The sequence below is a fragment of the Streptomyces sp. cmx-18-6 genome, assembly GCF_046548915.1.
Taxonomy (GTDB): Bacteria; Actinomycetota; Actinomycetes; order Streptomycetales; family Streptomycetaceae; genus Streptomyces.
The window spans coordinates 120609-141243 of the sequence record NZ_JAEBEP010000011.1; the positions used below are offsets into that span (position 1 = coordinate 120609).

At 72.6% G+C, this 20635-nt stretch carries 18 protein-coding genes and 1 pseudogene; 12 read left to right on the plus strand and 7 right to left on the minus strand.

Features of this window, described 5'->3' with window-relative positions; translation table 11 throughout:
* Positions 1-111 precede the first annotated feature (111 nt).
* The 4 genes from ACLJPL_RS24705 to ACLJPL_RS24720 are packed head-to-tail and all read left to right on the plus strand — an operon-like array spanning position 112 to position 4347.
* Positions 112-1035, plus strand: a complete 924-nt coding sequence (locus ACLJPL_RS24705) for an ABC transporter permease (RefSeq protein ID WP_411083113.1) — start codon at positions 112-114, stop codon at positions 1033-1035.
* Positions 1028-2005 carry an ABC transporter permease gene (locus ACLJPL_RS24710; RefSeq protein WP_411083114.1) on the plus strand — a complete coding sequence of 326 codons (978 nt, stop codon included), beginning with the start codon at positions 1028-1030 and terminating at the stop codon, positions 2003-2005. The genes ACLJPL_RS24705 and ACLJPL_RS24710 overlap by 8 nt, the downstream gene beginning before the upstream one ends.
* A 13-nt stretch (positions 2006-2018) precedes the next feature.
* Positions 2019-2996, plus strand: coding sequence for an ABC transporter ATP-binding protein (locus ACLJPL_RS24715; RefSeq protein WP_411083115.1), 978 nt, complete (start codon positions 2019-2021; stop codon positions 2994-2996).
* Complete coding sequence (locus tag ACLJPL_RS24720) at positions 2986-4347, plus strand: ABC transporter ATP-binding protein (RefSeq protein ID WP_411083116.1); 1362 nt, start codon at positions 2986-2988, stop codon at positions 4345-4347. Before ACLJPL_RS24715 ends, ACLJPL_RS24720 begins: the two co-directional genes overlap by 11 nt.
* Positions 4348-4507: 160 nt before the next feature.
* On the opposite strand, the gene ACLJPL_RS24725 is transcribed toward ACLJPL_RS24720, so the two are convergent.
* On the minus strand, positions 4508-6634 hold the full coding sequence (locus ACLJPL_RS24725) for a prolyl oligopeptidase family serine peptidase (protein ID WP_411083117.1): 2127 nt from the start codon (positions 6632-6634) through the stop codon (positions 4508-4510).
* Positions 6635-6795: 161 nt separating this feature from the next.
* Between ACLJPL_RS24725 and ACLJPL_RS24730 the strand changes: the two genes are divergently transcribed.
* The 5 genes and pseudogenes from ACLJPL_RS24730 to ACLJPL_RS24750 all read left to right on the plus strand — a co-directional run.
* Positions 6796-6990 carry a hypothetical protein gene (locus tag ACLJPL_RS24730; protein ID WP_411083118.1) on the plus strand — a complete coding sequence of 65 codons (195 nt, stop codon included), beginning with the start codon at positions 6796-6798 and terminating at the stop codon, positions 6988-6990.
* Between the two features lie 214 nt (positions 6991-7204).
* On the plus strand, positions 7205-8251 hold the full coding sequence (gene mshB, locus ACLJPL_RS24735) for an N-acetyl-1-D-myo-inositol-2-amino-2-deoxy-alpha-D-glucopyranoside deacetylase (RefSeq protein WP_411083119.1): 1047 nt from the start codon (positions 7205-7207) through the stop codon (positions 8249-8251).
* Complete coding sequence (locus tag ACLJPL_RS24740) at positions 8248-8757, plus strand: DUF6113 family protein (protein ID WP_411083120.1); 510 nt, start codon at positions 8248-8250, stop codon at positions 8755-8757. Before mshB ends, ACLJPL_RS24740 begins: the two co-directional genes overlap by 4 nt.
* Positions 8758-8932: 175 nt before the next feature.
* On the plus strand, positions 8933-11236 hold the full coding sequence (locus ACLJPL_RS24745) for a hypothetical protein (protein ID WP_411083121.1): 2304 nt from the start codon (positions 8933-8935) through the stop codon (positions 11234-11236).
* Between the two features lie 203 nt (positions 11237-11439).
* Positions 11440-11592 (plus strand): annotated as a pseudogene (locus ACLJPL_RS24750) (alpha/beta hydrolase); the annotation flags it as partial.
* Here ACLJPL_RS24750 and ACLJPL_RS24755 read toward each other — a convergent pair.
* Together ACLJPL_RS24755 and ACLJPL_RS24760 are read right to left on the minus strand one after the other, a co-directional pair.
* Positions 11584-12096 (minus strand): hypothetical protein, encoded by a 513-nt coding sequence (locus tag ACLJPL_RS24755; protein WP_411083122.1) that lies wholly within the window; start codon positions 12094-12096, stop codon positions 11584-11586. The pseudogene ACLJPL_RS24750 and the gene ACLJPL_RS24755 sit on opposite strands and share 9 nt — an antisense overlap.
* A 194-nt stretch (positions 12097-12290) precedes the next feature.
* Positions 12291-14066, minus strand: a complete 1776-nt coding sequence (locus tag ACLJPL_RS24760; protein ID WP_411083123.1) for a coagulation factor 5/8 type domain-containing protein — start codon at positions 14064-14066, stop codon at positions 12291-12293.
* A 315-nt stretch (positions 14067-14381) separates the two neighbouring features.
* Here ACLJPL_RS24760 and ACLJPL_RS24765 point away from each other — a divergent pair, with 315 nt between their 5' ends.
* Positions 14382-14924 carry a DUF4265 domain-containing protein gene (locus ACLJPL_RS24765; RefSeq protein WP_411083124.1) on the plus strand — a complete coding sequence of 181 codons (543 nt, stop codon included), beginning with the start codon at positions 14382-14384 and terminating at the stop codon, positions 14922-14924.
* Between the two features lie 98 nt (positions 14925-15022).
* On the opposite strand, the gene ACLJPL_RS24770 is transcribed toward ACLJPL_RS24765, so the two are convergent.
* Together ACLJPL_RS24770 and ACLJPL_RS24775 are read right to left on the minus strand one after the other, a co-directional pair.
* Positions 15023-15589, minus strand: a complete 567-nt coding sequence (locus ACLJPL_RS24770; protein ID WP_411083270.1) for a sugar O-acetyltransferase — start codon at positions 15587-15589, stop codon at positions 15023-15025.
* A 95-nt stretch (positions 15590-15684) separates the two neighbouring features.
* A complete protein-coding gene (locus ACLJPL_RS24775) occupies positions 15685-16944 on the minus strand; it encodes an MFS transporter (protein WP_411083125.1) in 1260 nt (419 codons plus the stop codon).
* A 217-nt stretch (positions 16945-17161) separates the two neighbouring features.
* Here ACLJPL_RS24775 and ACLJPL_RS24780 point away from each other — a divergent pair, with 217 nt between their 5' ends.
* Positions 17162-18139 carry an ArsR/SmtB family transcription factor gene (locus tag ACLJPL_RS24780; RefSeq protein WP_411083126.1) on the plus strand — a complete coding sequence of 326 codons (978 nt, stop codon included), beginning with the start codon at positions 17162-17164 and terminating at the stop codon, positions 18137-18139.
* 25 nt (positions 18140-18164) lie between these two features.
* On the opposite strand, the gene ACLJPL_RS24785 is transcribed toward ACLJPL_RS24780, so the two are convergent.
* Complete coding sequence (locus ACLJPL_RS24785) at positions 18165-19046, minus strand: tetratricopeptide repeat protein (protein ID WP_411083127.1); 882 nt, start codon at positions 19044-19046, stop codon at positions 18165-18167.
* A gap of 60 nt (positions 19047-19106) precedes the next feature.
* The gene (locus ACLJPL_RS24790) at positions 19107-20147 is read right to left on the minus strand and encodes a GNAT family N-acetyltransferase (protein WP_411083128.1); all 1041 of its coding nucleotides are present in this window, start codon (positions 20145-20147) and stop codon (positions 19107-19109) included.
* Positions 20148-20264: 117 nt separating this feature from the next.
* Between ACLJPL_RS24790 and fdxA the strand changes: the two genes are divergently transcribed.
* A complete protein-coding gene (gene fdxA, locus ACLJPL_RS24795; protein WP_336679498.1) occupies positions 20265-20585 on the plus strand; it encodes a ferredoxin in 321 nt (106 codons plus the stop codon).
* Positions 20586-20635: the final 50 nt, after the last annotated feature.

A 20635-nucleotide genomic window follows, 5' to 3' on the forward strand; every position in this document is an offset into this window, starting at 1 on the left:
CATTCGCCCGTCCGTCCGTTCGCCCGCTTGCCCGTCCGTCCGCTCGCTCGCCGGCCCGCCCGGCCGCCTGCCCGTCCTCCCGCTCGCTCGCCACGACCCCCGGAGCCCCTCATGGGACGTTATGTGATCCGGCGGCTGCTGCAGATGATCCCCGTCTTCTTCGGCACCACGCTGTTGATCTTCCTCATGGTGAACGTGATGGGCGACCCCATCGCGGGCCTCTGCGGCGACCGCCAGTGCGACCCGGCCACCGCCGCCCAGTTGCGCTCCGAGTTCGGCCTCGACAAGCCGGTGTGGCAGCAATACCTCACGTACATGGGGAACCTCTTCACCGGCGACTTCGGCACCGCGTTCAACGGGCAGAAGGTCACCGAGCTGATGGCCACCGCCTTCCCCATCACGATCCGGCTCACCATCGTCGCGATCGTCTTCGAGATCGTCATCGGCATCAGCCTCGGCGTCGTCACCGGCCTGCGGCGCGGCCGGCCCGTCGACACCACGGTGCTCGTCCTGACCCTGATCGTCATCGCCGTCCCCACCTTCGTCACCGGCCTGCTGCTCCAGCTCCTGCTGGGCGTCAAGTGGGGCATCATCAAGCCCTCGGTCTCCCCGGACCCCACCGTCGACGAGCTGCTCGTCCCCGGGCTCGTCCTCGCCTCGGTCTCGCTCGCCTACGTCACCCGGCTCGCCCGGACCTCGATCGCCGAGAACGCCCGCGCCGACTACGTACGCACCGCGGTCGCCAAGGGCCTGCCCCGGCGGCGGGTCGTCGTGCGGCACCTGCTGCGCAACTCCCTGATCCCCGTCGTCACCTTCATCGGCACCGACGTGGGGGGCCTGATGGGCGGGGCCATCGTCACCGAACGGATCTTCAACATCCACGGCGTCGGCTATCAGCTCTACCAGGGCATCCTGCGCCAGAACTCCCAGACCGTCGTCGGGTTCGTGACGATCCTGGTCCTCGTCTTCCTGGCGGCCAACCTGATCGTCGACCTCCTGTACGCCGTACTCGACCCGAGGATCCGCTATGCCTGAGCCGCAGACACCGGACGAAGCGATCTCCCAGGCGGGAGCCGGCGGCCCCACGGACCTCGCCATGGAGGAGGGCGCCAGCCTGGAGAAGAGTCCGGACGGACCCGACGGCGCCGGACCGGCCGGCAAGCCGCGCAGCCTCTGGTCGGACGCCTGGCGCGACCTGCGGCGCAACCCGGTCTTCATCATCTCCGCGCTGGTCATCCTCTTTCTGGTGATCATCTCGATCTGGCCCTCGCTCATCGCGAGCGGCGACCCCCTCCAGGCCAACCTGGACGACGCCCAGAAAGGCTCGCGGCCCGGCCACCCCTTCGGCTTCGACCCGCAGGGCCGCGACGTCTACACCCGGGTCGTCTACGGCACCCGGACCTCGGTCACGGTCGGCGTCTGCGCCACCCTCGGCGTCGCGATCCTCGGCAGCGTGCTCGGGGGTCTGGCGGGGTTCTTCGGCGGCTGGTGGGACTCGATCCTCTCCCGCCTCACCGACGTCTTCTTCGGCATCCCCGTCATCCTCGGCGGCCTGGTCTTCCTCTCCGTGGTCACCAGCTCCACCGTCTGGCCCGTCGTCGGCTTCATCGTCCTGCTCGGCTGGCCGCAGATCGCCCGCATCGCCCGCGGCTCGGTGATCACCGCCAAGCAGAACGACTACGTCCAGGCGGCCCGCGCGCTCGGCGCGTCCAACTCCCGGATGCTGCTGCGCCACATCACCCCCAACGCCATCGCGCCCGTCATCGTCGTGGCGACCATCGCGCTCGGCACGTACATCTCGCTGGAGGCGACCCTCTCCTTCCTCGGGGTCGGCCTGAAGGACCCGGCCGTCTCCTGGGGCATCGACATCTCCGCGGCCTCCAACTACATCCGCAACGCCCCGCACATGCTGCTCTGGCCGGCCGGGGCGCTGGCGATCACCGTGCTCGCGTTCATCATGCTCGGCGACGCGGTGCGCGACGCCCTCGACCCCAAGCTGCGCTGAGGAGCCGGTTGCCATGTTGCTCGAAGTGCGCGATCTGCACGTGGAGTTCCACACCCGCGACGGGGTGGCCAAGGCCGTCAACGGCGTCGACTACTCGGTGGCCGAGGGCGAGACGCTCGCCGTCCTCGGGGAGTCCGGCTCCGGCAAGTCCGTCACCGCGCAGGCGGTCATGGGCATCCTCGACATGCCGCCCGGGAAGATCACCGGCGGCGAGATCCTCTTCAAGGGCCAGGACCTGCTGAAGCTCAAGGCCGAGGAGCGGCGCAAGATCCGCGGCCGGGAGATGGCCATGATCTTCCAGGACGCGCTGTCGTCCCTGAACCCGGTCCTCACCGTGGGCCAGCAGCTCGGCGAGATGTTCGTCGTCCACCGGGGCATGTCCCGCAAGGACGCCAGGGCCAAGTCCATCGAGCTGATGGAGCGGGTCCGCATCCCCGCCGCCAAACAGCGGGTCGGCGACTACCCGCACCAGTTCTCCGGCGGGATGCGCCAGCGCATCATGATCGCCATGGCGATGGCGCTGGGACCGTCCCTGATCATCGCGGACGAGCCGACCACCGCCCTCGACGTGACCGTGCAGGCCCAGGTCATGGACCTGCTCGCGGAACTCCAGCGCGAGCTGAACATGGGCCTCATCCTGATCACCCACGACCTCGGCGTGGTCGCGGACGTGGCGGACAAGATCGCGGTGATGTACGCGGGCCGGATCGTCGAGAGCGCCCCCGTCCACGAGATCTACAAAGCGCCCGCCCACCCGTACACCAAGGGCCTGCTCCAGTCGATCCCGCGCCTGGACCAGAAGGGCCAGGAGCTGTACGCGATCAAGGGCCTGCCGCCCAACCTGCTGCGCATCCCGCCCGGTTGCGCGTTCAACCCCCGCTGCCCGATGGCTCAGGACGTGTGCCGCAGCGATGTGCCGCCGCTCTACGAGGTGGACGGACACCGCCGGAGCGCCTGCCACTTCTGGGAGGAGACGCTCGATGCACGCTGACCACTCCGGCCGCAGGTCGGCGCGCGAAGAGGGCCAGGCGGCCTCCACCCTGCTGACCAAGGCACGGCAGGGAACGGCGTACGCGAACGGCGACCCGATCCTGGAGGTCCGCGACCTCGCCAAGCACTACCCGCTCACCAGCGGCATCCTGTTCAAGAAGCAGGTCGGCGCGGTCCGTGCCGTCGACGGCGTCGACTTCGACCTCCACGCGGGCGAGACGCTCGGCATCGTGGGGGAGTCCGGCTGCGGCAAGTCGACCGTGGCGCGGATGCTCGTCCACCTGGAGCAGCCCACCGCCGGCACGATCCGCTACAAGGGCGAGGACATCTCCCGGCTCTCCGGGCGGGCGCTGAAGGCGGTGCGCCGCAACATCCAGATGGTGTTCCAGGACCCGTACACCTCGCTGAACCCGCGGATGACGGTCGGGGACATCATCGGAGAGCCGTACGAGATCCACCCCGAGGTCGCCCCCAAAGGCAGCCGCCGCCAGCGGGTCCAGGACCTGCTGGACGTCGTCGGGCTCAACCCGGAGTACATCAACCGCTATCCGCACCAGTTCTCCGGCGGCCAGCGCCAGCGCATCGGCATCGCCCGCGGCCTCGCGCTCAACCCGGAGATCATCGTCGCCGACGAACCGGTCTCCGCGCTCGACGTCTCCGTACAGGCCCAGGTCGTCAACCTGCTGGACCGGCTCCAGGCGGAGTTCAGCCTCAGCTTCGTCTTCATCGCCCACGACCTCTCCATCGTCCGGCACATCTCGGACCGGGTCGGGGTGATGTACCTCGGCCGGATCGTGGAGATCGGCTCCGACGCGGAGATCTACGACCACCCCACGCACCCGTACACGCAGGCGCTGCTCTCCGCCGTCCCCGTACCGGACCCGGAGGCCCGCGCCCACCGGGAGCGGATCATCCTGCACGGCGACGTGCCCTCGCCCGCGAACGTCCCTTCCGGCTGCCGCTTCCGCACCCGCTGCTGGAAGGCTCAGGAACGCTGCGAACTGGAGGTGCCGCTGCTGGCGGTCCCGGCGGAGTTCCGCCTGGTGGACAGCCCGGCGCGGCACGACTCGGCGTGCCACTTCGCGGAGGAGAAGCGCGTGGTGCCGCCGGAGGGCGAGCTGGGGGCGTCGGGGCGCGGACCGGGGCCGGACGTGGAGGAGCCGGGGACGACGACGCGTGGGCGGCCGGTGGAGGAGCCGGGGGCTTCCCGGGACGGCGAGGAGCCGCCGCCCGAGCCGCTGGGGCGGGCGGACACGGGGCCGCTGTCCGCGCCGGACGTCGAGCCAGGGCCGCTGTCGGAGCCGCCTCCGCCGGACCTGGGTGAGCCTCCGGAGCCCGGGGAGCCGCGTTAACAAGCAGGCAACTCCACCGTCGCCACACCGATATACGAACGCCCCATGCTGAACAGCGTACGGCCGTGCGGGTGCCGTGGACCGGCCGGAGCGGCTTCTCGTCGCTCCGGCCGGTTGGCCGTGTCCCCCCGGGCGCCCCGGCGCGGGTCCGGCGGCCGGCTCAGGTGCGGGGCAGGCCCAGGGAGCGCTTGAGGAAGTCCACCTGGAACAGCAGCAGGTTCTCCGCCACCTGTTCCTGCGGGGTCATGTGCGTCACCCCGCTCAGCGGCAGCACCTCGTGGGGGCGGCCGGCGGCCAGCAGGGCCGAGGACAGGCGCAGGGCGTGCGCCACCACCACGTTGTCGTCCGCCAGGCCGTGGACGATCATGATCGGGCGGACCTGGCCGGCGGCCTCCGACAGCCCTTCGTCGGTGACCAGCGAGTTGTGCGCGTACACCTCGGGCTGCTGCGCCGGGTCGCCGAGATAGCGCTCGGTGTAGTGCGTGTCGTACAGCCGCTGGTCCGTCACCGGAGCGCCCACGATCGCCGCGTGGAAGACGTCCGGGCGGCGCAGCACCGCCAGTCCCGCCAGGTACCCACCGAAGGACCAGCCCCGGATCGCCACCCGGGACAGGTCGAGCGGGAACCGGTCCGCGAGCCCGTGCAGCGCCTCGACCTGGTCCTCCAAGGTCAGTGCCAGGTCGTTCAGTACCGCCTTCTCCCAGGCGGGCGAGCGGCCGGGCGCGCCCCGGCCGTCCGCCACGATCACCGCGAAGCCCTGGTCGGCGAACCACTGCGAGGTCAGATGCGCGTTGTGGGAGGCGACCACCCGGCGGCCGTGCGGACCACCGTAGGGGTCCATCAGGACCGGAAGCGGACCGTCCGACTCCTGGTAGCCCGTGGGGAGCAGCACGGCGCACGGAATTCGCCGTGCGCCCCCCTCGGTGAGCGTGACCCGGGCGGAGATCACCGGCTCCTGGGCGTGGCTCGCGATCCGGACCAGCCGCTTGCCGTCCCGCACCACCCAGGCGACCGACCCGGGCTCGTCCGGCGTGGCCGAGACCAGCACCGTCAGGTCGCCCGAACGGACCGCGGAGTGCACACCCACCCCTTCGGAAATCCGCTCGATTCCCAGCTCGTTGACCCGGTACACATGGCTCTCGCCGATCTCCGGCTCCGCGGCCTCCTCACCCGCCACCGCGGAGACGAGGATGTCCGAATCACCGATGTCCAGCACGGCCCGGATGTGCAACTGCGCCCCGGTCAGCGGCCGGTCGCCCACGGCCAGCACCCGCGCCCCGCCCTCGTCCACGATCCGCACCAGCCGCCCGTCCGGCGCCCACGCGGGCACTCCGCCGAACAGATCCAGCCATGCAGGGTCCTCGTCCACATGGACCGTCCGCGTCGTACCGGTCTCCGTGTCCACCGCCAGATACCGCTGGCTGCGCTGATCACGGGCCTGTACGAGCAGCAGCGGCGCGCCCGCCGAGGACCAGTGCACCTGGGCCAGGTACGGGAACGCCGCCCGGTCCCAGACCACTTCCCGGCGGCCCCCCTCCAGGTCCAGCACGAAGAGCCGCACCTCGGCGTTGGGCGTCCCCGCCGCCGGGTAGGCCACCTCGGCCGGCCTGCGTTCCGGGTGCGCCGGGTCCGCGATCCACCACCGCTGTACGGCGCTCTCGTCGGCCCGCGCCACCAGCAGCCGGTCCGAATCGGGCGACCACCAAAAGCCCCTCAGCCGCTGCATCTCCTCGGCCGCGATGAACTCCGCCAGGCCGTAGGTGACATGGGAGCCCTCCGGCTCGGCCAGCGCCCGGTCACCGTCGCCGTCCGCGCCCACGACCCGCAGCGCGCCCTTGGAGACGTACGCGACGAGACGCCCGTCCGGGGAGGGGCGCGGGTCGATCACCGGACCCGGAACCGGCAGCGCCCGCGCCGTACCGGCCCGCAACCCGGCCACGTACACCTTCCCCGACAGGGCGAACGCCGCCAACTCCGCCGCCGCGTCGACCGCGTAGGAGACGATGCCGGAGGACCCCTCACGGGTCCGCTCGCGCCTGGCCTGCTCCTGCGGCGACAGCTTTTCCTCCGAACCCCCCAACAGCGCCTGCGGATCGGCGACGAGGCGCTCCTCGCCGGTGGCCGGGTCGAGCACCCACAGCCGGTTGGTCCGGTCGGTTCCCGAAGTGGAGCGCAGGAAGATCACGCGCGTCTCATCCGATGAGACGGTGAAGGCGCGCGGTGCGCCGAGAGTGAACCGCTGGGTCCGCGCGTGCTGGCGGGGAAATGACAGCTTCTCTGAGGTCATGGCTCTGAACTTAGCCTCGGTCGGCGGTTCGTGCGCCCCTCGTGCTGCTGTGCCCCGATCAATGCGGTGGCACGGATAGTTATGATCCGTAGCGCTCGGTGGGTAGGAACCTGCTGACTCCGCGAATCCCGTCCCGACCGTACTGATGGAGGTGAACCGCCGTGGCGCTCTCGATTTCGGCGGTGGTGCTGCTGGCGATCATCGTCTTCCTGTTGATCCGGAAATCCGGACTCAAGGGCGGACACGCGGTGGTCTGCGTGCTGCTGGGCTTCTACATCGCGAGTTCGTCCATCGCGCCGACCATCTCGGACCTGACGTCCAACGTGGCCGGGATGATCGGGAGCATCAAGTTCTGATCCTCAAGTCCTGATCCTCACGTCCTGATCCTCGGGCTCTGATCCTCTGGTTCTGGTCTTCGACCGTCACGCTGGTCGTCGTCGTGGCCGTCACGGTGGCCGCCGCCGTCCGGTCGCGTGTACCCGGTGCCCGGCGGCGTACACGCGCGGCCGGGGAGGCGGTCGGCGGGGAGCGGGGGACACGGGGGGCCGCCGGGCTCGTAGGGTGGTCCCCATGAAGGACCTCCCCGCCCGCCGTCTGCTGCTGGTGCACGCGCACCCGGACGACGAGTCGATCAACAACGGCGCGACCATGGCCAGGTACGCGGCCGAGGGTGCCCACGTCACCCTGGTGACGTGCACGCTCGGCGAGGAGGGCGAGGTCATCCCGCCCGCCCTCGCCCATCTCGCCGCCGACCGGGACGACGTGCTCGGCCCCCACCGCGTCGGCGAGCTGGCCGGGGCGATGAAGGAGCTCGGCGTCACCGATCACCGCTTCCTCGGGGGCGCGGGCCGCTTCCGGGACTCCGGAATGATGGGCGCCGAGCAGAACGACCGCCCCGGCGCGTTCTGGGCCGCCCCGGTGGACGAGGCGGCCGCGCATCTCGTCGAGGTGATCCGGGAGGTCCGGCCGCAGGTCCTGGTCACCTACGACCCCCACGGCGGCTACGGGCACCCCGACCACATCCAGGCCCACCGGGTCGCGATGCGCGCCGCGGACCTGGCCGCCGACCCCGCGTACGGCACCGGCGACCCGCACACCATCGACAAGGTCTACTGGAACCGGGTCGAGCGAGCGGTGGTCGAGGCCGCCTTCGACCGGCTGCGCACCACCGCACCCGACGTCTTCCCGGGCATCGCCGCCGTGGCCGACGTACCCGGAGTGGTGGACGCCGACGAGATCACCGCGGAGATCGACGGATCGGCGTACGCCGGAGCGAAGGCGGCGGCGATGCGCGCCCATGCGACACAGGTTGCGGTGGACGGGCCCTTCTTCGCCCTCTCCAACGACCTGGGACAGCCCCTGTTGACCACCGAGTACTACCAGCTGGTGCGGGGAGTGCCGGGGACGGCCGGGGGCGTGCGAGAGGACGACCTGTTCGCGGGGCTGGGGGGAGTGGGGGACGGTGTGCGGGATGCCGGGGAGCGTCCTGTAGGGGATTCCTCGCCGGGTTCCGTGCCGGATTCCGTACGGGATGCCGTGCCGGGTTCCGTGCCGGACCGGGGGCCGGGTCACGCGGCGGGCTCCGCGGCGGACTCCGCCCCGGGGGCGGGCGCATGAGCCAGAACCCGGGCAAGGGCCGCGACCGCGCCCGTGCGCCCCGTACCGGCGCGTCGCTCGCCAAAGCGCCGCGCGCCAACAGCCCCCGCACCAACGCCCCGCCCAGGGCCCCCCAGGGCGTCGGCTTCGCCGCGCGGCCGAACCCGGGCCGGATCGCGGCCTACTTGGGGCTCGCCGTCCTCGGGGCCCTCGTCGCGCTCGCCGGGACGCTCGTTCAAGCGGCGTGGTTCCCGGGCGGGTTGATCCTCGCCCTGGCGGGCTCGGCGGGCCTCTTCCACGGCGGCCGGATCCTGACCGGGACCCAGATCGGCGCGCTCGCCCCGGCGGTCGGCTGGTTCGTCGCGGTCTTCGTCCTGCTGTCCGGCCGGCCGGAAGGCGACTACGTCTTCGGCGACGAACTCGGCCTGGTGCTCTTCATGGTCGGCGGGACAGCCGTCGCTGTGATGTGCGCCACCACCTCGAAAGTGCCGCAATCAGCCACCCGCAACGGCCGGTCCGGTATCTGAAGTGCTAAGTCCGCGCCCGGAATGCCCCCCACAGGTGTGATGCCGCAGTGGAGGTTTTCCCCGGTCGCGGAGTGTCCTACGGCGGCGGCCAGTATGGTGGTGCGCGCGCCGAGCCGTCCCCTGGCCTGCGGCATGGGGGAAGTACGGGCGGCGGAGCCAATCGGGAGAACCTGCTTTGAGTCGTGAAACTGACAGTTCGTCCTCCGGGCCCCAGGGGCGCGGTGGAGCCGCGTACCCGTCGGGTACGCCGCCGTACGGATCCCGCCAGTATCCGTCGCTGCACCCGTCGCAGGACGGCTCGGACGAGACCCCGGAATCCGTCGATCCGCCACGGCCCGAGGAACCGAAGACCGAGACGACGCTGACGACGCGCATCCGGATCAACATCCCCGGCTCGCGTCCCATCCCGCCGGTCGTGATGCGTACGCCGATGGGCGAGGGCGACTCCGCCCCGGGCCGCCCCGACGCCGAGCGCACCGGCAGCACTCCGCGCCCCGGCACGCCCCCGCCCGCGCCCTCGGGCCGGGCCAACGGCACATCACCGGGTGCACCGGGTGCTCCCGGGGCCTCCGGTGCCGTTGGAGGCCCCGGCGGGTCCGCGGCCCAGGCGCGGGAAGGCGGCGGCCCGTCCGCCGAGCCGTCCCCCGCCGAGGAGCAGGCCAAGGCGAAGAGCGGCAGCGACTGGTTCGCCCCGCGCAAGAACCCGACCGCCCCGGCTCCCGGTGGTGCGCCCGGTACAGGTGGTGCTCCCGGGGCTCCAGGGGCTCCCGGCGTTCCCGGTGCCGCGCTCGATGGCGGTGCGGGGCGGTCGCGTCCCGACCTGCCGTACTTCTCGGACGCCGCCCAGCAGCCCGGTGGCGGGCCCGGCGCACCCGGGTCCGGTGGCCCCGGCGGCCAGGGCGCTTCCGGTCAGCGTGCTCCAGGCTCGGGCCCCGTGGCCCCGGGTCACGGAACCCCGGGCTCAGGTTCCGGCGGCATGGGCCCCGGCGGCCCGGGCGGCTACGGCACCGAGCCCCCCGGCTCCGGTCCGCGCGCCACCCCCGACCTCGGGGTCCGCACCCCCGGCCCCGCCGGCCCCAACGGCCCCACCACGGGCCCGGTCACCGGCACGTCGTCGCTGACGCCCAACCTCGACGGCGTCCCCGGCCTCGGCGGCCCCGGCCCGATGGTCCCGGGCGCCCCCGGCGGCGTACCGCCCCGGCTGTCCGACGACACCGCGATCCTGACGCCGCAGCCCTCGGGGCCCGACTCCGGCCCCGGCGGCCATGTCTCGGGCGACACGCTGACCAGCGGCATCCCGGTGGTGCCCAGCGAGCCCCGTTCGACCTTCCCGGGCGGCCCGGGTGGTCCTGGCGGAGCTGCTCGTCCGGGCGGTCCGATGGGCGGCGGGTCTAAGGGGCCCGCCGGTCCCGGTGGCCCGTCGGCCGGGGGTCCGGGCGGGCCCGGGGGCTTCAACGCCCCGGGTGTTCCCGCGCCCGGCCCCGCCGCCGCCCGCCCGGCCCCGCGACCCGCCGCCCCCGCCCCCGCCAAGAAGGGCCGCTCCAAGCTGGTCCTGCTCGGCGTGGTCGCGATCGTGCTGCTCGGCATCGCCTACGGCGCGGGCCTTCTGCTGAACCACTCCGAGGTCCCCAAGGGCACCACGGTGCTCGGCGTCGACATCGGCGGCGGCACGAAGGAGGAGGCGGTCGGCAAGCTGGAGGCCGCCCTCGGCGAGCGGGCCCAGGCGCCGCTGACGCTGTCCGTCGACGGCAAGCAGCAGAAGCTCGACCCGGAGAAGGCCGGGCTGACCCTGGACAGCCAGGAGACCGTGCGCGGCGCCGCGGGCAGCGACTACAACCCGGTCTCGGTGATCGGCTCGCTGTTCGGCGGGGAGCGTCCCGCCGACCCGGTGATCCCGGTCGACGAGGAGAAGCTCAGCGTCGCGCTGTCCGAGCTGGCGGGCGCTTCCGGCTCCGCCGACGACGGCACGATCCGGTTCGAGCCGAACAAGGCCGTGGCGGTGCCGGGCAAGGCCGGCAAGACGCTGGACGCCGGCCAGTCGCTGATCTCCGTCCGCGACGCCTACCGCACCCAGGTGCAGACCGGGCAGGCCCGGGTGGTCGAACTGCCCGTCGCCACCAAGGAGCCCACCATCACCCAGGCCGAACTGACCCGGGCGATGAAGGAGTTCGCCGAGCCCGCGATGTCCGGCCTGATCACCGTCAAGGCCGGCCCGAAGCAGATCCAGTTCGGCCCGGCGCGGTCCCTGCCGCAGATCCTGTCCATGAAGGCCGTCGACGGCCGACTGGTCGACGTCTACGACAAGAAGGCCATCGACACCCTGCTGGACGGCGTCTTCGACGGCATCATGGCGGTCAAGGCCGATGGCAAGGAGCACCAGGTCGGCGCGGACGACGTGGCGCAGGCGATGAAGACGGCCCTGACCGGGAAGACCCCGGCCGAGCGCACGGTCACCATCGACCTGACGGGCCAGGGCTGACGCCTCGGCCGTACGCTCTCAGGCACCACCCTGGCCGCCCCCGACCGGACCACTCCGGCCGGGGGCGGCGGCCGTCTCCGCCACCGCTGCTGACAGAGCTCGCACCGACGTGGCCCGGGGAAGACCCGCTCGTCCTTCCCGTGCCCCCTGCCGTGTCGTGAACGCGCCCCCGTTGACGTGGACGGTCTGGCCCGTGACGCGGCGCCCTCGCGGCGCTCAAGGCGGCGTTCTTCGCGGACGGGACCGACGAAGAGTTCCTGGTGTTCCCCAACACCTTCCAGCCCGACGAGAATCCGGACGTGGGCACGGCGGCGGACCGGGCGCGGGCGTGGGTCGGCGCCCCCCGGTCAGTCGTCCACGCCGAGGTCCTCGCGCATGATGCGGCGCATCACGGTGAGCTTGGGTTCGGCGGCCTTCAGGGCGACGAGCGCCTCCTCCGGGGTCTCCCCGTCCCGGGCCCGGCTGCGGTCGATGCGTTTGGCGGTCGCGTCGACCTCGGACAGGACCGCGTTCACTTCGCGCGACGCCACGAGCACCGCCTCGGGAACGATCATCTGCGCCTCGGCGTAGCGGTCCCTGTGGTCCCGCCGGGCCTCCTCCACCGCCGCCCGGTCCTCGTCGGAGTAGACCCCGTCCCGCAGCCGGTGCAGGGCGTCCTTCAGCATGGTGTGCAGGTGCCGGGAGGCCCGGTTCATCGCCGTGTACGCGGCGCGCCGGTCCTCGAAGAGCCTCCTGCGCTCCTCGGCCCCCAGTTCCTCCGCGCGCTGGCGTTTCGCCGCCCACCGTGCGACGAGCGGCGCGAGGAGAGTGCCGAGCACTCCGACGACGGCGGTGACCATGGCGGCTGTTGCTGCACCCATACGGGTGACCCTAGAGCCCGCTGCCGTACGGACGCACCACCCGGCCCGGATCATCCGCCCCAGATCATCCGCCCGGGATCATCCGCCCGGAACGATCCGCCCCATCCGGTCCGGGCCCGGAGGCGGTGAAGCGGGGCCCGGCGCTCATCAGCAGCCGGGCCCCGCTCCCGTACCCCCCCCCCGCGTGGACGGAACTACGGGAAGGACACCACCTGGGACGGAACGGTCTCCGTGCCGGACGTCGGGGAGCCGACGTCGTTGATCACGTGCTCGTACTGGCCGTTGCCGCCCAGCGAGACCACGATCAGGCTGTGGAACTTCACGCCCGGTTTCACCGGTGCCTTGAAGCCGTGTTCCTGGACGATCGTCGGGTCGACGTTGTAGTAGCAGTAGCTGCCCATGCCCCAGCCCTCGTGCTGCTCGACCGAGTCGTCGACCCGGTAGGCCGCGTAGCCCTTGGTGTCGCCGTTCTGGATGGCGGCCTGGTCGGGGGCGTCGTACGCCTTCTCGTTCTGGAAGAAGATCGTGCGGCCCCGTTCGCCGTACCACTCCACGTCGTACTTGTTGAAGTGCTCCACGAACAGCCCGGTCGCCAGGACGTCGTCGCCGTTGACGCGGACTCCGTAGTCGGCGCGGTTGGTCTCCCAGCCCCAGCCCTCGCCGTGGTCCGCCCGCCACACCCACGTGTGGTCGATGATCGTGTCGTCGCTGTTGACGACGATGCTCGTGGTCGCCTTGCCGGGGCCCGCGCCGCCGATCCGTACGAACACGTCCTGGAGCGAGGTCGGGTTGGCCGAGTGGTCGGCGGACGCGCCCTCCGGGCCGACCTCGATCAGCGTCTCGGAGTTCACCGGGCCCGCGTCGACCAGGAGGCCGGCGAGCTTGACGCCGTCCACGTCACCGACCTTGATCGCGGTCACGCCGTTGTCCGGGATGATCGTCGCGAGGCCGAGGCCGAGGGCCACGGTGTCGGGGCGGTCGATGGTGATCGTCTCGTCGATGTGGTAGACGCCGGGCGTGAACAGCAGGTGCAGCCCCTGCTCCACGGCCGCGTTGATGGTGGCGGCGTCCGCCCCCTCCTTCACGACGTAGAACTGGTCCAGCGGGATCGACTCGCCCGCGGGCGTGCCGTCGGCCCAGGACGTGCCGCGCGCGTTCTCGCGCTTCTGGGGGACGAAGACCTTGTAGTCGTCCCCGTCGAGGTACAGGAACGGCTTCTCGCGCGAGATCGGGGTGGTGTCGAGGGTGGTGTAGGGCGGCTCGGGGAAGCCGTTGGCCGGTGCGCCCTCGACGCCCGAGAACGTCATGTTCCAGACGCCGTTGGTCCAGCCGCCGACCGAGCTGTCGCGGGTGTACCACTGCTGCTGGGAGTACGGCCCGACCTCGCCGTCGATCTTGCTGTCGGCGATGTAGCCGCCGCTGGCCCAGCCGTAACCGTCCGGCGCGAGGTTGAGTCCGCCCTTGACGTGCATACGGCGGAAGGGCGCGGCCTGGGAGACCGCCCAGCGGTTGGTGCCGGAGACCGGGTTGAGGGTCAGGTTCTCCGCCGAGCGCCAGAAGTTCTGGGTGGCGTTGCCGTCGAACCAGCCCGCGTCGACCGTCACATCGCCGTTGAACGTGGTGTCGTTCGGGTGGAGCCCGAGGCCCGCGATCTGGGTGTAGAAGCCGATCTGCGCGTTGATGTCGTCGTATGTGCCCGGCTTGAACATCAGCGCGTAGCGGTCGCTGCCGAACTGCGCCGACTCCTGCTTCTTGAAGATCTCGTCGACCTTGCCCTGGATGTCGGGCGTGGACGGGTCGAAGACATGGACGTTCGGTCCGAGGTCGCCGCCGCCCGGCACGGCTCGGACCTCCTCGCCGAACGCCGTCTGGGCGGTCGGGACGGCCATGAGCAGGGACACGGCGAACGCGGCGAAGCCCAGCGCCCTGGAGCGGCGGCGGCTGCGTGGTGCGGTGGGGGGAGCATGCATGTGGGTACGTCTCCTGGGTCGTGGTTACGCGTGCACGACGGACGGGCGGGAGAGCGCCTGTGGGGAGAAAGTGAGAGAGCGCTCTCTCGTTACGGTGATGTTTCCCCGGTGGGCCTGTACGCGTCAAGAGGTGTGCGTGAGGTGTCTCGGGGGCGGGGCCGGTTCGCAACAACTGACGCCGGTGGTGCGGTGATTGGCCGACTTCGTGGTCAGTTGGGGTGCTCGCTGACTTCATGAACTGACGTACCGCCCGGCGCGCCGCCCCCTGAGAGGGCCGGACGAGCGGCCGTGCGGCACAGGGGGGACCATGGGGCCATGAGCTCGCCCCCCGGTCCGCAACGCCCACTCCGTGACGAGCGCCCGCTCCGTGACGGGCTCCCGCCCGGGGGCTTCGGGCCGCGGATCAAGGTCTGGTTCCGCTTCGTGCCGCGTGAGGGCTGGCTGCCGTACGACACCGAGGGGCTGTGGGCGACCCGGCTGAGCGCCGACACCGCCCGGGTGGACAACGTGCCCTTCCTCCAGGACGGGGTCGCCGAGGGCGAGACCGTACGGTTCACGACCGACGCGGACGGGGTGCACTGGGCCACCGGGCGGGTGGCCGAATCGGGGAACTGCACCATACGGGTGCTGCCCGTGCCGGACGGTCCGCTCGGGCGGGACGCCCGCGCCGTGCACGAGCGGTTCGCGCCGTTCGGGCTGGGCGGCGAGGTGTTCAGCGCGGATTTCCCGCTGGTCGCGCTCACCGTGCCGGGCGACGCGGACCTCCGGGCCATCAAGGCGTTGCTCGTCCGGGGCCAGGACGAGGGGTGGTGGCACTTCGAGGTCGGGTGCGTCACGGACGCGTGGCGGGAGGCTTAAAGGGCCTGTCTGGCGGTGTCCGGCGGTGTCCGGCGGATCAGGACCGGGCTGGGGCTCGGGGGCGTGGACCCGGCCCGGTCCACGACCCCGGATTTACGTTACGGGGTCGTCGGCCCCGCCTCCTCCGCCTTCCCGATCCTCCGGATCACCCGGGCCGGATTGCCCACCGCGACCACATTGGCCGGCAGGTCCTTGGTGACCACGGCCCCCGCGCCGACCACCGTGTTCTCCCCGATGCTCACGCCCGGGCAGACGATCGCCCCGCCGCCCAGCCACGCGTTGTCCCCGATCGTGATCGGCTCCGCGGCCTCCCACTTGGCGCGGCGCGGTTCCGGGTCGATGGGGTGGGTCGGGGTGAGGAGCTGGACGTTCGGGCCGATCTGGACGTCGGCCCCGATCGTGATGCGGGCGACGTCCAGGAACACCGCCCCGAAGTTGACGAACGTGCGGGGGCCCACGGTGATCCGGTGGCCGTAGTCCACCCGCAGCGGCGGCCGGATCCCGGCGCCCTCGCCCAACTCGCCCAGCAGCTCCGCCAGCGCGGCGCGGCGGGCCTCGGGGTCGCCGGCCGACGTGGCGTTGAAGCGCTCGTTCAGGAGCGCCGAACGCCGGGCGTCGGCCTCGATCTCCGGGTCGTCGGCGAGGTAGAGCTCACCGGCGAGCATGGCTTCCCGCTGGCTGCGCGGCGTCTTCTCCGGTCCGCCCTCGGGGGAGCCGGGGACGGCGGGGGAGCCGGGGGAGTCGGGGGTGTCCTGGCTGGTCACGATGTCGTCGTCTCCTTCGTATCCTTCGCACGGGGTGATCCGTCCCCGAGCAGTCTGCCCGCCGCACCCGGGCCCTGTCCCATCCCCTGTCCCGGCTCCCGTCCCGTCCGCAGCCCCGGGGCCAGCGCCGCGGTCACCGCCAGCGACAGCGCCGCCACCACGGCCATCCCGGTCCCCGGAGAGGTCAGCTGCGCGATGCCCCCCGCGAGAGCCGCGCCCACGCCCTGCATCGCGAGCGTCCCCGAGGAGCTCAGCCCCAGCGCGTGACCGCTCAGCTTCTCGGGCGTGAGGGCCATCAGCCGTTCCTGGAGCAGCAGGCTCGCGCTGAATCCGGCGCTCGCCAGGACCACCGCCACCACGGCCACGGGCACCCCGGGACGCAGGACGAACACCAGGTACGGCGCGGCCAGCAGCACCCGCAGCGGGCTGCCCAGCCGCACCCGCCACCGCCCCGGTGCGAACCGGCCGACCAGCGTGTCCCCGGCCAGCATCCCCAGGGCCCCGCAGGCGAAGAGGAGCCCGGCGTGCCCGGGCGCGTACGCGATGTACAGGGACTCGCAGCCCACCACCAGCCCGTTGGGCACCCACAGGGCGAGGTAGACGGTGCGGCGGGGTCCGGACGACCACAGGCGCGCGTTGGTCCGCCAGGTCTCCCGGACCGAGGCCCGGCCGGTGGCGCGGGGCGGCCGGGCGGCGAGCCCGAACCGGGCGAGGCCCGCGGCGACGACGTACAGGCCCGCCCCGACCAGCAGCGTGCCGCGCGCCGACAGCGCGGCCACCAGCAGTCCGCCCACCCCGAAACCGAGGATCTGCATCGCGCCGCCCGACATGTTGAACACGGAGCGGCCGAGCAGGAAGCCCCGCTGCGGAACGATCTCGTTGAGCAGCCCGTACCGCACTCCGCCGCCCAGCGAGGAGACCACCCCGAGGCCCAGCAGCACGGCGAAGGCGGCCCACAGCGGCAGCCCGGGAACCGCCTGTACGCCGGTGCCGAGCGCGAACAGCAGCGCCAGGCCGGCCAGCGCGCCGCGCGGCGGCAGCCGGTCCGCCGCCGACAGCAGGGTGAGGGCCCCGGCGACCTGCGCCAGGGACGGGCCGAACATGGCCAGCGCGGACAGCAGCGGCGAGCCCGTCGACGCGTACACGAGCGTGCCGAGGGCGAGGCCGCTCGCGGTCTGTGCCGCCACCTGCACGGAGGCGGTCGCGAAGAGCGGCAGGAACTCGGGAGTCCGGAAGAGTTCGCGGTAGGTGCGCATCCGCGGAGTCTGCGGGGGTGCTTCCCGGCCTCGTTACTCTTTCGCGGGGAGGCGAAAGCGAGGTCCGGGGAGATCCGGGGAGTGGCGAAGCAGGGGCCGGGGAGGCGAGGGCGAGGGAAGCAGGGTCCGGGGAGGCGAAGGCGGGGGCTCGCGAAGGGCTCCCGGGGCTTCCTTCCGGTGCGGCAGGCTTCCTTCCGGTACGGCGAGGGGGCGGCACATGGGCTGGTGGCAGATCAGCGCCGACACGCTGGCGGGCGGCCGATTCGTGGTGTCGCCGCTGGCGGAGACCGTGGCGAGCCTGAGGACCCTGGAGCGGGCCGCGTCCGGGCACCCGGGCGGGCGCGCCTGGCTGGAGCGTTGGCTGCCCGCCTATCGGCTGCGGCAGTCCGGCGACCCGCTCTCCGCGTGGATCGTCCGGGCCGCCCTCACCCCCCACTGGAGCGCCGACTACCTCACCCCGGCCCCGGTCCCGCCGCTCGCCGGGCAGCCGCCGGCCACCTTCGCCCAGGAGCTGGAGCAGGTCCGCGCGACGCCGCCGGACCGGGCCCGCGCCGATCTCGTCCACACCCTGCGCGGGCCGCTGCCGGCCGGTCTGGACCGGGACGACCTGGCGGGGCGCAGCGCGGACGTCCTGGAGTGGGTGTGGACGCACACCGTGCTGCCGGAGTGGCCCACCCGGCGGCGGGTCCTGGAGGCCGATGTCATCGCCCGGGCCGCCCAGTTGAGCCGGGGCGGCTGGGCCGAGGCGCTGGCGGGGATGCGGCCGGGGATGCGCTGGCTGGGGGAGAACCGGCTCCAGATCAACACCTACGACAACCCGCCGCGTGAACTGGGCGGCGCGCAACTGGTGTTCACGCCCGTCACCGGTGAGGTGGGCTGGGTCTGCTGGGACATCCCGTACCGCTACGGCGTGGTGTACCCGTGCTCCGGAGTGCTCGCCGACCCCGGCCGCGCCCCCGTACCTCAGGCGCTGGGGGCCCTGATCGGCCCGGCGCGGGCGGGGGTCCTGGTGCTGCTGGCCTCCCCGCTGAGCACGACCCAGCTCGTCGCGCTGACCGGGCAGGGGCTGGGCTCGGTCGGGCGTCACCTGCGGATCCTGCTCGACGCGGGGCTGGTACGCCGCCGCCGGGACGGGCGCTCGGTGCTCTACTTCCGTACGGCGGCGGGGGACGCGCTGGTACGCGCCGCGGGCTGAACGACACCCTCCGGGGCTTCGGGGCTCAGTTGAGGAGCGCGCGGGCCGCCTGCGCCTTGTGGCGGATCGTCTCGGCCGTCGTCGGCTCGATGCCGTCGAGCACCCCCGCGTACTCCTCCATCTCCGCCGCCCCGCGCTGGAACTCCCCGCGCTGCACCAGCAGCTGGGCCCGCTCGTAACGGAGGCGCGCCGGGTGCGAGGGCAGGAGCAGCGACAGGTCCACCGCCCACAGGGCCACATCCGTGCGCTCGGGACGGGCGGCGGCCCAGGCCCTGATGTTGTTGAGGATCCGCAGCACGATCTCCAACGGCCGCGCCGGCGTCAGCATGGACGGCTCCAGCCGCGCCCCCGTCGCCCCGGCGACCAGCAGATCCGCGTCCTGACCGGTCAACGGCGCGCCCCCGGCGAACGGATCGACGAGCACCGGTTCGGCCGGGTCCCCGAGGCCGACCACGAAGTGGCCGGGCAGCGCCACCCCGTACACCGGCGCGCCCGCCCGCCGGGCGACCTCGATCCAGACCACCGAGAGCAGGATCGGCAGTCCCCGGCGGCGGCGCAGCACCTGCTGGAGCAGCGAGGATTCCAGCCGCTGGTAGTCGGCCGACGACCCGCTGAACTCGTACCGCTCACCCAGTAGTTCGGCCAGCGCCGAGGCCCAGGCGGCGGGGGAGCGGGAGCCGTACGGCAGCAGTCCGGCCAGCCGGTCCAGTTCGATCTGGGCCGCGTCCATCCCGTACGGGTCGGGGGAGACCTCCGCAGGATCGACCGGGCGCGGTTCCTCGGGGCCGACCGGGCCCGCCTCCGCGCCCAGCAGCAGACAGAGCAGCGCCAGATCCGGCCGTTCGGACCGGGCCTCCTCGGCGAACTGCCGTCGCCTCTCGGCCGTACCGGAATCCTGCGCACTCATATGCGACCCATGCCCCTGCTCGTTCCTGCTGCCGTGCGTCCGCCGGACCCCCGGCTCCGCTCAGGCGGGCCGGAAGTGGTGGTAGCGGTGGTGCGTCGCGAACCCCATGCCGTCGTACAGCGCCCGCGCCCCTTCATTGTCCTCCTCCACCTGGAGCCAGGCCGCCGAAGCGCCCTCCTCCAGGGCCCGGCGGGCCAGCGCCGCCATCACCGCGCTGCCCAGCCCCCGCCGCCGGTGCTCCGGGGCCACCTCGACGGCCATGAACCCGGCCCAGCGCCCGTCCACGACACACCGGCCGATCGCCGCGGGCGCGGCCGCCCGGTCCCTGCCCCGCGCCCCGTCGCCCGCATCCCCCTCCTCCGCCTCGCCCGCCACCGTGGCGAACCAGACCGAGGGCCCGCTCCCCAGTACCCGCAGCACGTGCGGGCCCGGGGTGGAGAAGCGCTGGTAGCGCGAGAGCCACGCCGCGTCCGGCTCGCGGGTCAGCCGGACCGCCGACACGTCCGCGTCCAGGTCGCCGACCGGGGCCAGCGCGGCGATCCGCACCTGGGCCGACACCTCGCGCCGCCACCCGTGCCGCTCCAGCTCCGCGCACAGGCCCTCCTGCGCGCCCTCGGCCCCGGTCGCCGTCTGGATGTACGCGGGCAGCCCCCGTTCCTCGTACCAACTCCTGACCCGTCCGAACGCCTCGCCGACCGGCAGACCGGGATCGCCGAGCGGCAGCGCGGAGTTGGCGCGGCGGGTGAAGCCCCCGGCCGCGCGCAGCCGCCAGTCGCCCAGCGGTTCGCTCTCCACCGGCTGCCAAGCACGGGCGGTTACGGTGGCCAACTCACGGAAGGAGGCAGCGGGACCGCGCCTGCGGGCCGGTGCGGCGGGCACGACCTTGCCCGCCACCAGCGACGATTCCACGATGCGGACGGACTCCCCGCTTTTTCGTGTGATCGACAGCACGCCCTTGTCCCATGATGTGAGAACGCCGACCGTGTCGGTGAACTCCGCGCCCGCTCCGCCGTCCTTTGACCGACGCCGAACGGATACCCGTTTGCCCACGTCAGCCGGTGTGATGCGGACTTCCAGCCGTCCGCCGATGGTGAATTCCACAGCTCCGTCCGCCCCTCCTGTTCGGATCGTGCCCGAGAACGGAGATACTAGGGGCGGGCATCGACGACGCCGCGCTCCCGCGCGAGAGCCAACGCCCTACCGAGGAGGAACGACAGCGTGACCTACGTCATCGCGCAGCCTTGTGTCGACGTGAAGGACAAGGCTTGCATCGAAGAGTGCCCCGTCGACTGCATCTACGAGGGCCAGCGGTCCTTGTACATCCACCCGGACGAATGCGTCGACTGTGGAGCCTGTGAGCCGGTCTGCCCGGTCGAGGCCATCTTCTACGAGGACGACACCCCGGAGGAGTGGAAGGACTACTACAAGGCGAACGTCGAGTTCTTCGACGACCTCGGCTCGCCGGGCGGTGCCTCCAAGCTGGGCCTCATCGAGCGTGACCACCCGTTCGTCGCCGGACTGCCGCCGCAGAACCAGTAACCGGCGGCACCACGAGCGCGGCCCGGTCCCGTACGGCTTGTCACCGTGCG